General features: G+C 66.2%; 6 protein-coding genes. 4 read left to right on the top strand and 2 right to left on the bottom strand.

Annotated elements, in window-relative coordinates:
* Positions 1-257: 257 nt before the first annotated feature.
* Positions 258-1601: an AMP-binding protein gene (locus tag J7396_RS16915; RefSeq protein WP_029820687.1), complete on the bottom strand. Its 1344-nt coding sequence runs from the start codon at positions 1599-1601 to the stop codon at positions 258-260.
* Between the two features lie 592 nt (positions 1602-2193).
* Here J7396_RS16915 and J7396_RS16910 point away from each other — a divergent pair.
* From J7396_RS16910 to hemF, 4 genes are all read left to right on the top strand, one after another.
* Positions 2194-4554, top strand: a complete 2361-nt coding sequence (locus J7396_RS16910; protein WP_209261788.1) for a S9 family peptidase — start codon at positions 2194-2196, stop codon at positions 4552-4554.
* Between the two features lie 434 nt (positions 4555-4988).
* Entirely contained in the window at positions 4989-5705 is a 717-nt protein-coding gene (locus J7396_RS16905; RefSeq protein ID WP_057681220.1) for a hypothetical protein, read from the top strand.
* Complete coding sequence (locus J7396_RS16900) at positions 5702-6286, top strand: hypothetical protein (RefSeq protein ID WP_209261776.1); 585 nt, start codon at positions 5702-5704, stop codon at positions 6284-6286. Before J7396_RS16905 ends, J7396_RS16900 begins: the two co-directional genes overlap by 4 nt.
* A gap of 402 nt (positions 6287-6688) precedes the next feature.
* Positions 6689-7588 (top strand): oxygen-dependent coproporphyrinogen oxidase, encoded by a 900-nt coding sequence (gene hemF, locus J7396_RS16895; RefSeq protein ID WP_008571148.1) that lies wholly within the window; start codon positions 6689-6691, stop codon positions 7586-7588.
* Between the two features lie 844 nt (positions 7589-8432).
* On the opposite strand, the gene polA is transcribed toward hemF, so the two are convergent.
* On the bottom strand, positions 8433-11234 hold the full coding sequence (polA, locus tag J7396_RS16890; protein WP_209261775.1) for a DNA polymerase I: 2802 nt from the start codon (positions 11232-11234) through the stop codon (positions 8433-8435).
* Positions 11235-11290 lie beyond the last annotated feature (56 nt).

Here is an 11290-nt window from a genome sequence, read left to right as displayed (position 1 = left end):
GATGGCGCGATGCGGGCTGACCTGATGCGAGCATTCGTGCCGCGCATCTGTGACCCCGCATCGAAGGCGCCACACAGGTGCCGATGAACGCCGACAACACCACCGCACAGATGACGACCAGCAAGGCGGCAACGCTCTGTGGCCTGCGTCGACCATGCCTGCCCGCGCGTTCTTCGCGCTGTGTCTGCGGCCATTCATCGCCACGCTGACTGCCGCGTCCATGACGCCTGCCGTTGCGCACACGTGGCAGGTCACGCTCAGCCGTTGAGCAATCCCAGCACCACATCGCGCGGCAGCTTGCCGGTTTCGTTGCGTGGCAGGGCGGCGACCTTGCGCAGGCGGCGCGGCAGGAAGACCGGGTCCACGCTGACGCGGAGCGCGGCCAGCACCTGGGCTTCGTCGAGGGTGGGGGCGACCACCAGCGCGGCGATGCGGCCGACCGCCTGGCCGGGGTCGGGCGCGAGCTGCACGATGGTCCCGTCGATGACGCCGGGAATGGCGAGCAAGCGCCGTGTCAGATCGGCCAGCGATGCGCGCTTTCCGGCGATTTCCAGCAGGTCGGCCTGGCGGCCGCGCACCTGGAAGCGGCCGTCGTCGGCCACGTCCATCATGTCGGCCAACAGCACCGGCGTGGCCAGATGCGGCGCATGCACCAGCGTGCCTGCAGCCTGCGTTTCAAGGCGCACGCCGGGCAGAGGCGTCCACGCCGCTTCCAGCGCCGTACGGCGCACGGCGAACACGCAGGTTTCGGTGGAGCCGAACATCTCGCGCACCTCACCGCCAAAACGCGCTTCGGCGGCAGCGGCGATCTCCGGCGCCAGCGGCGCGGTGGCCGACACGATGCCGGCCAGCGGCGGCAGCGCCACGCCGGATTCGACCAACGCACGCAGATGCACCGGTGTGGTCACCAAGACACGCGGCGCGGGAATATCGGCCAGTGCACGTGCCACGTCATCCGGGAAGAACGGGCGCCCGGCGTGCACCGCCAGCGTGGTCACCATCGGCAGCAGCACCGACAACTCCATGCCGTACATGTGCTGCGGCGGCACGGTGGCGACCACGTGCGGGACGGCATCGGTGTGCGTCCACAGACTTTGCAGCGCGACCAGATCCTGGCGCGTGCTGGTCAAAAAACTGCCCCATGTCTTGGGGTTGGGTTGCGGGCTGCCCGTGCTGCCGGAGGTGAAACCGATCGCCACCAGCGCATCGTCGGCCAGCTGCGGAATCGGGCCCTGAGCCTGCGGCAACTCGGCCGGCAGCTGCCAGTACCGCGGCGGCGCCAGCTCCAGCGCCAGGTCGCCCAGACAATACGTATCGGCGTAACGCGCCTGCACTTCGCCCACGACTGCCGGCGCGCGCGAGGACGGCAGCAGCGAGACCTGCCCGCGCAGCGCACATGCATAGAACGCCACCATGAAACGATAGCGGTCCTCGCACAGATTCACCGCATGGCGGCCCGCGGGCAGCTGCTGCGCCAGGCCGTGCACGTGCGCGATGAAGGTCGCCAGATCGACCGACTGCCCCGCGCGCCAGGCCAGCGGCCGGTCGGGCGCACCAACAGCCATCGGATGGGAAATAGCGGGGGCAGGCAGGCTGGACATGGAAACCGACGGTCGCAAAAGCGCGCTAGCTTGGCCGCCACCTGCGCCGCTGGCAAGTCAGGGGTTTTCCTCTGCGACGCGCGAAGTGGATCGCCGCCGGGGTGTGGCATGCGGGTGGCCGGGCCAGTTGGTGTGCGACGCGCGCCTTGTGCGGCATGGCACATCATCGTCTCTGCACGCGGCAAGTCTTCACCAGTGCGTGGTTGCGCTGGGCAGTGCGATACGCCGACGGGCTGCAGGTGTGCAGGGCACTCGTGCGGCGCCTCTGCGCAGGTGCGCTTCCATACGAGATTTTCGTTGCGTTCGTCGGCGCGTGCGCCAGTTGAGCGCGTGGCGTTACCAGTGCCGTGGCGTTGAAGGATTCATTTGCGCTGTCGTGTCGTGCAGCGCCGATGCCGCGCACCGCTCTCATCTGCGACTGCATGCTTGCGCAGCGCCGGCCCATGGTCGCGCCCGCTCATTGCGCGCTTACAGGTGCTACCGGGCGCTGCATGCAGCCACGCACGCATGACCTGTGGCCCAAGCCTGCTGCGAAGGCGAACTGCTAGGCTTGCGCGCTCTCCTTTGCGTCCAGCCGTGTCCGATGCCTAGATTGTTGCCGTTGACCCTTCTGCTGCTGGCCACCACTGCGCATGCGCAGTCTGCCGCCCCGCTCACCATCGAACAGGCGATGGCCGACCCGGACTGGATCGGGCCGGCGGTGGACCAGGCCTGGTGGCAATGGGACGGCAAACAGGTGCAATACCTGCTCAAGCGCGATGGCAGCCCGGTGCGCGACACCTATCGCCAGGGCACCGGCGGCGGCACCGCCGAGCGTGTGGCCGATACCGCGCGCGCCGGCCTGGATGCGGCAAACCCCAGTTACGATGCCACCCGCCAGCGCATGCTGTTCGCACGTAACGGCGACATCTTCCTGCGCGATCTGCGCACAGGTGCGCTGACCCAGCTGACCCGCAGCAACGAGACCGAATCGCGTCCGCAGTTCGCCAGCGACGGCGGTGCGATCTGGCGCGCGGGCAACAATTGGTACCACTGGCGCGCCGACGGCGGCACTGCGCAGGTGGCGGTGGTCAAGGCCGAGCGCGACCCCAACGCCGCTCCCAAGGCCGATGTGCTGCGCGAGCAGCAACTGGCGACGCTGGCCACCTTGCGCCGCGACAAGGAGCAACGCGACGCGCTGCGCACGCAGGAAGACGCCTGGCGCCGCGCCGATGCCACGCGTGCGGCGGCGCCGGTGTATCTGGGCGATGAGGTGGAGATCGTCGACAGCGCGTTGTCGCCGGACGGCCGCCATCTGTTGGTGGTCACACAGGCCAAGAACGCCGACGAAGGTCAGGCCGGCAAGATGCCCAGATACGTGACCGAATCCGGTTACGAAGAATTCCAGGAAGTGCGCACCCGTGTCGGCCGCAACGCCCCGGCAGCGCATGCGCTGTGGCTGGTGGATGTTGGCGCGGGCACGGCCAGATCGCTGTCGTTCGACCCACTCCCCGGCATCGCCACCGATCCGCTGGCGGCCTTGCGCAAAGCCGCCAAGCGCGACCCCCTGAAGGGCAACCGCGCGGTGCGCGTGGAAAGCGATGGCGACGGCAGCGGGCCGGCCGTGCACTGGAGCGATGACGGCCGCAACGTGGCGGTGGAAATTCGCGCGGTGGACAACAAGGACCGCTGGATCGCCAGCGTGGACCTGGACAACGCCAGGCTGCAGCCGCGTCACCGTTTGAGCGATAGCGCGTGGATCAACTGGGACTTCAACGATTTCGGCTGGCTGCCCGACAACCGTACGCTGTGGCTGCTGTCGGAAGAATCCGGCTATTCGCAGCTGTACACCGTGGAAGGCAACGGCAAACCGCGCCAACGCACGCGCGGAAAGTGGGAAGTGTCGATGCCGGTGGCCAGCGCCGACGGCAGCGGCATGTTCTTCCTGTGCAACCAAAAATGGCCGGGCGATTACGAAGTCTGCAAGCTCGATCTGCGCAACGATCAGCTCACCGAGATCACGGCGTTGAACGGTGTGGAAGGTTTCAGCCTCTCGCCCAACGGGCAGCAGTTGCTGGTGCGTTACTCCGGCAGCTATCTGCCGACCCAACTGGCCGTGGTACCGGCCACAGGCGGTCAGGCCACCGTGCTCACCGATACCCGCACGGCAGCCTTCAAGGCGCAGCCGTGGATTGCGCCGCAGTACGTGCAAATCCCGTCCAAACACGGTGCCGGCACGGTCTGGGGCAAGTATTACGGCCCCAAGACGCCCGAGCCGGGCAAGCAGTATCCGATCGTGATGTTCGTGCACGGCGCCGGGTATCTGCAGAACGTCTCCGAGCGCTACACCCCGTATTTCCGCGAGCAGATGTTCCACAACCTGCTGGTGCAGCAGGGCTACATCGTGCTGGACCTGGACTATCGCGCCTCCGAAGGCTACGGCCGCGATTGGCGCACGGCGATCTATCGCAACATGGGCCACCCCGAGCTGGAAGATTATCTGGATGGCCTGGACTGGCTGGTCGCCACCAAGCAGGGCGATCGCGCACGCGCCGGCATCTATGGCGGCTCGTACGGCGGCTTCATGACCTACATGGCGCTGTTCCGCAGCCCTGGCACGTTCAAGGCCGGGGCGGCGCTGCGCCCGGTCGGCGACTGGATGCAGTACAACCACGAGTACACCTCCAACATCCTCAACACGCCCGAGCTCGATCCGGAGGCCTACAAGATCTCCTCGCCGATCAATTACGCCGAGGGCTTGCGCGACCACCTGCTGATCGCCCACGGCATGATCGACGACAACGTGTTCTTCAAGGATTCGGTGGACATGACGCAGAAGTTGATCGAGCTGCACAAGGACAACTGGCAGGTGGCGCCGTACCCGCTGGAGCGCCACGGCTTTACGCGCGCCGATTCGTGGCTGGACGAGTACAAGCGCATCCTCAAGCTGTTCAATGAGCAGGTGAAGCCGTAGAGCGTGTCAGGTAGTTTGAGGTGGAGGGCGAAGCGTCCTGTGGCGCGTCGAGACAGGGCGTGCGCCTTGCCCACGGGTTGGCCGCCAGCGGCACGGAGCGGGCGCCGCGCGTCTTACACGCAGATGCCGGGGTCAGGCCATCTCGCAGTCACGATGCGCCCTCACCAACCGCGCAGAACGTGACCGATCCGGCCAATCGCAGCGACGACGCTGCGATTAGGATCAACGATGCGGCACGTGCGCGGGCAAAACCAACACCGGCGTCTGGGTTGCTTCGCACTCACCTGTTGCTACGCCAGTGGCTCTAAGCTTGGCGCAGGACCGGTAACGCGCCATCGCTGCACGCGTGCTGCTGCACCGGTCCGCCACATGACCGGTGCGCCGCCGGCATGATGGCGCTTCCACTCACCACGGGCGCAGGGAAGGGAGACGCGATGGGCCTGTGGGACCGTTTGTTTGGACGCAAGAGCACTGCGGCAAACACGCCGCGCACGGCACCGACGGCTGCGCCTGTCGCTGCCGCAGACGTGTCGGAAGCGGCGGCCGAGATCGATCCCGCACTGCAACCGGCGCTGAGCGCGTTTCAGCGCGGCGACCATGTGGCTGCCTACAACGCTGCGCAGACGCAGCGCCACCTTGGTGCCGATGCGCAGCGCCTGTGCGCGCTGTCGTTGAGCGCGCTGGACCGCTATCGCGAGGCCTACCCGTACTGGCTGGCGCTGTACGCGCTGGAGCCCACCGCACACAACGCACTGCAGCTGGCAACCACCTCGGTGATGTGCAACGAGATCGCCCAGGGCGAGCAGTGGTTGCTGACCTTCGACGATCTCAATGCGCAGGAGCGGTCCACCTCGCCGGCGACCGCGCGTACCAGCTTCCTCACCGCGCTCACCCGCGCCGGCCACGGGGCGCACGCGCTGCCGCACCTGGAATGGCTGCGCGAGGCATACGCTGGCATGTCCATTACCGACAGCCATTTCCTGTACGTGCGCGGGCTGCCGTTTCTCGAAGCCTTTCTTGAGCGCAGCACGCCGTTGTTGCGCCAATGCCTGCCAGCCGACGCAGTGCCCGAGTGGTACGCGCACCTGCAACCTGCGCTGGATCCGCCCGGGCAGGCGATGGTGGCCGCCCACATCGCATCGCTGCAATGAGCGCCGTCCGGCCAGCATCGGCGCGCCAGCGCGGTGGTTTCGTCACTCCGCTGGCGTGGGTTTCCCTGTTGCTGGGGGCGGTCAGCGTGCTGGCCAATCTGATGCAGATCGCAATGATCGCACTGGCGCCAGGTGCGGCATCGCTAGGGCTGCCCGAAGGCATCACCCTGCCCCCCTCCTGGCAATGGCTGATCGATCACGCGCTGTCGTTATCGGTCGCCGGCGTGGTGCTCTCGGCTGCGTTCTGCTGGTTGAGTTGGGCGCTGCTGCAGCGGCGCGAGTGGGCAAGGCGTGGCTTCGTGGCGGTGTTGCTGGTGACCGGGCTGCTCAATTTCGGCGGACTGGCGTTGATCGGGCCCTTATTCGACGGCGTGCAGACGCTGCTGCCCGCCGATGTGCTGCAAAGCCCGGAGTGGCCGCAGATGCAGGCACGTTTGCAGGCCACCCAGCAAATGGCACTGGTCCTCACCGGCCTGGGTGCGCTGGCGATCGGCTGCGTCCACGCAGCATTGGCATGGCGGCTGTGCACGCCCGCTGTCCGCGCGGAGTTTTCGCAAGCTGAGCGACTTGATAGCCGGTAAGGACGCTGCAGCCTGCAGCAGTTCAGCTGCCTTGCAACGAAATACGCCTCGCTCGCCAGTTGCGCATCGAAAACTGAGAGCTTGCGTGTGCGGTTGCCCGGCTGTCTTCAAGCCCAGCTCGAATGCACGGCGCCCGCATCGCTCGCGGCACACGCCGTGAACCCATCCTTGCGGCAAGGACACTGCACCACACGTTGGTCGGCAGTTTATGAAGTAGCTCCTGATACGGAAACGGCGCTGTAGAACAAGCGAATCTCGCCGGTCGGTAGCACTGGCATACGACCATCTCGACTGGTCATTGCCCAGCGGTGATCACTGCGCCGTCATCCCGCATCGCACTGCGACAAACGGGCGCGCTTGGGCGGGATGCACCGCGCGGAGCGCACGGCTTAGAATTGGGACATGAATGAATTCGACCGTGTACGCGATTATCTGACCGACCTGCAGGACCGCATCTGCGCCGCTGTGGAAGCTGCCGACGGTAAGGCACGCTTCGCCGAGGACCTTTGGAAGCGCGAGGAAGGCGGCGGTGGCCGTACCCGCATCCTGCGCGACGGCGCGGTGTTCGAGCAGGCCGGCATCGGTTTTTCGGATGTGTCCGGTACGCGCCTGCCGCCGTCGGCCAGTGCGCACCGGCCCGAGCTTGCCGGTGCGACCTGGCGTGCATGCGGCGTCTCGTTGGTGTTTCATCCGCACAACCCGTATATCCCGACCACGCACATGAACGTGCGCTACTTCCGCGCCGAGCGCGATGGCGAGGTGGTGGCCGCCTGGTTTGGCGGTGGCTTCGACCTGACTCCGTTCTATCCCTTCGATGAGGATGTGCAGCACTGGCACCGCGTTGCACAGGCGCTGTGCGAGCCGTTTGGCCAAGAGCGCTATGCCGCGCACAAGCGTTGGTGCGACGAATACTTTTTCCTGCGCCACCGCAATGAAACGCGTGGCGTGGGCGGGCTGTTCTTCGACGATCTGGGTCAGGATTTCGAGCGCGACTTCGCCTACCAGCGCGCAGTGGGCGATGGCTTTCTGGATGCGTACATACCAATCGTGCAGCGGCGCAAGGACACACCCTACGGCGAGCGCGAACGCGAGTTTCAGCTGTACCGTCGTGGGCGCTACGTGGAATTCAATCTGGTCTACGACCGCGGCACCCTCTTTGGATTGCAGAGCGGTGGGCGCGCCGAGAGCATCCTGATGAGTTTGCCGCCGCGGGTGCGTTGGGAGTACGGCTTCACGCCGGAGCCGGGCAGCGCCGAAGCGCGGCTGGCCGATTACCTGATTCCACGCGACTGGCTGGGTTGATCGAAACGCCGCCGAAGGCGTGGCGTGTTGGCGGACGTCCACGCAGGCGGTGGCATTGGCGGGCACGTTACAGCGGGTCGCGAGCAAGCGCGTTGCCTGCTGACGGCTCGATCCACTGTGCATCACCGGTGCGCCACGCTGCCTGGAGACAGAGGCCGCACAGGCGCGGATCGCATGACTGCGACGGCGCCCTGGTCCTTGGCAGAATGAAACTCGCCCACCAGCGCCGGTAGCGGTAGCGTGCATGGCAAACACGCGCAAACGCGACAACCGTAAATCGATAGATGAATACGCGTGCTGCCCGCCCATAAACTGAATGAGCAGCATGGCCTCGTACCGCCGGCGCAGCATTCCCTCTGCATCGCCGCACCCGACGATTGAGCGGGCATTTACGCTGCAACGCGGCATGCATTGGGGCTTGGCGCCAAGCGAATGCGTTGCCTGCGCAGGGTCTTGGAGTGGTGTCGCTACACGCCACGCGCCCTGCGCACACCGAAGGCACCTGCAGCATCGCTGTTAACGCTGCAGCGCTTGCGCATTGTGGAAGGACACAAATAAAAAGCCCCGCAGACCAGGGGGAGGTCGGCGGGGCCAGGGAACGGAAACTTGGGGAGGAGTTTCCGCTCCGAGATCTGCTCCAGGGGATGGGAGAGATCTACCGACAGGCGTTGCGCCCGTCGAGGGATATAACAACATTTTCTACATTGATGGATCGTGAAGATAACTGTTAAAAAAATGTAGAATTTAGGGGGTATTCATTCCATTAACTCAGCTGAATTCACATTATGTTTGGAACGGATTATTGCTGATCTGCGTATTCAGCATATCGCAGCCATTCACCGCATCAATGCGCTTGGTCCCAATTATCGCCAACGCCGGAATCCACCACCAACGGCACGCGTAATTCAGCTGCGCCCGCCATGCGCGTGGTGACCTCGCTCAGTAGCGTATCGACGAAATCGATATCGGCTTCGAACACCAGTTCGTCGTGCACCTGCAAGATCATCTTCGCGCGTTGCGCGTGGTTGGCGATCCAGCCGTCCACGTTGACCATGGCGCGCTTGATGATATCTGCGGCGGTGCCCTGCATCGGCGCGTTGATGGCGGCGCGCTCGGCACCGGCACGCTGGCCCTGGCTGCCGGCATTGATGAAGTCCAGATACAGCCGGCGCCCGAACACCGTTTCCACGTAGCCCTTGTCGCGCGCCTGCTGGCGGGTGGTTTCCATGAAGTCGCGCACGCCCGGGTAACGGCTGAAGTACAGCGCGATGTAGTCCTGCGCCTCGCCGCGGCCGATACCGAGCTGACGGGCCAGGCCGAAGGCGCTCATGCCGTACATCAGGCCGAAGTTGATGGCCTTGGCGGCGCGGCGCTCATCGCCGCTGACGGTGTCGATGGTGCGGCCGAACACTTCGGCGGCGGTGGCGCGGTGGACGTCGGCGCCGGATTCGAACGCGCCCACCAGTCCGGGGTCGCCGGACAGGTGCGCCATGATGCGCAGCTCGATCTGCGAATAGTCGCAGGCGATCAGCTTGCGTCCGGCCGGGGCGACGAACGCGCGGCGGATGCGACGACCGTCTTCGGTGCGGATCGGGATGTTCTGCAGGTTCGGATCGGACGAGGACAGCCGCCCGGTGGCGGCGCCGGCCTGGTGGTAGCTGGTGTGCACGCGCCCGGACTGCGGGTGGATCATCTCCGGCAGCTTGTCGGTGTAGGTGCTGCGCAGCTTGGCCAGGCCACGGTATTCCAGGATGACCCGCGGCAGCTCGTGCTGGTCGGCGATGGCTTCCAGTGCTTCTTCGTTGGTCGAGGGCTGGCCCTTGGGCGTCTTGACCACGGCGGGGAGCTTGAGCTCGTCGAACAGCAGGGCCTGCAGCTGCTTGGGCGAATCCAGGTTGAAGCTGCGCCCGGCCAGCTCGGTGGCTTTCTGCTGGGCAGCGAGCATGCGCTTGGACAGGTCCGCACTCTGGCGGCGCAGTTCGGCCGCGTCCACGCACACACCGTTGGCTTCGATGCGGGCCAGCACGTCCACCAGCGGCATTTCGATGTCGCGGTAGACGCGCTCCAGGCCCGGTTCGCTGGCCAGCCGGGGGCCGAGCACGCGATGCAGGCGCAAGGTGATGTCGGCGTCCTCGGCGGCGTAGCGGGTGGCGTCTTCCAGGCTGATCTGGGCGAACGGGATCTGCTTGGCGCCCTTGCCGCAGACGTCTTCGTACTTGACGGTGTCGTAGCCGAGATAGCGCTTGGCCAGGCTGTCCATGTCGTGGCGGGCACTGCCGGAATTGAGCACGAAGCTCTCCAGCAGGGTGTCGTCGGCATAGCCGGCCAGCGCCACGCCATGCCGGCGCATCACGTGCAGGTCGTACTTGCCGTGCTGGCCGAGCTTGCGCACGGCCGGGTCGGTGAGCAGTGGCGCCAGTTGCGCCAATGCCTGGGTACGGTCGAGTTGAGCCGGCGCACCGGGGAAGTGATGACCGAACGGCAGGTACGCCGCCTGGCCGGGCTCGGCCGCCACGCTCAGGCCGATCAAATCGGCCTGCAGCGGGTCCAGGCTGTCGGTTTCGGTATCGAAGGCGAACTGCCCGGCGGCACGCAGCCGCGCGATCCAGCTGTCGAGCTGCTCCTGGGTCAGGATGGTCTCGTACTGGCCGGGCGCCGACAGCGACGGATCGAGATCCACCGCGGCGTGGACGGGGCCGGAGACGAAGCCGGTGCCGCGCGCGCGGCCCGGTTCGGTGCGCGCAGTGGCAGCAGCAGCGCCCAGCGCCACCGGCTCGGCCAGCAGGCCCGCCTGGGCGGCCGCACCACCGAGTTCGCGCAGCGCCTGGGTGAAGCCGTAGCGGGCGTACAGCACCGCCAGCGCCTCGGCGTTGGGCTCGCGCAGGTCCAGCGCGCGCGGGCCGCTGGCCAGGGTGACATCGGTCTTGATGGTCACCAGCTCACGGTTGAGCGGCAGGCGTGGCAATGCGGCGCGCAGGTTGTCGCCGATCTTGCCCTTGATCTTGTCGGCGTTGGCGATGACGCCATCGAGCGAGTCGTATTCGGCCAGCCATTTGGCGGCGGTCTTGGGGCCGCACTTTTCCACGCCGGGCACGTTGTCGACGGTGTCGCCCATCAACGCCAGCAGGTCGACGATCTGATCGGGCCGCACGCCGAACTTGGCGATCACCGCCGCGTCCGAATCCATGCGGCTGCCGCTCATGGTGTTGACCAGTTCGATGCCCGGACGCACCAGCTGGGCGAAGTCCTTGTCGCCGGTGGAGATGGTAACGCTCAACCCATCGGCAGCGCCCTGCAGCGCCAGCGTGCCGATCACATCGTCCGCTTCCACGCCATCGATGCGCAGGATGTCGATGCCCAGCGCATGCACGATGTCGCACATCGGCTGCACCTGCGCGCGCAGGTCGTCGGGCATCGGGGGTCGGTTGGCCTTGTAGTCGGCATACAAGTCATCACGGAACGTTTTACCGGGCGCATCCACCACGAAGGCGATGTAGGCCGGGCGCTCCTTCAAGGTGGCGCGCAACATGTTGACCACGCCGAACAAGGCACCGGTGGGCTCGCCCTGGGCATTGGTCAGCGGCGGAAGCGCGTGGAACGCGCGATACAGGTAACTGGACCCGTCGATCAGGACTAATCTGCTCATGGCCCGATTCTACGCTGCACGCCCAGGGCACACCGCGCCAGCGCATACTGGCTGGC

Source organism: Xanthomonas sp. A1809 (assembly GCF_017746015.1).
Taxonomy (GTDB): domain Bacteria; phylum Pseudomonadota; class Gammaproteobacteria; order Xanthomonadales; family Xanthomonadaceae; genus Xanthomonas; species Xanthomonas euvesicatoria.
Note: the sequence above shows the minus strand (reverse complement) of the source record. Positions and strands in the feature narration are given on the sequence as shown.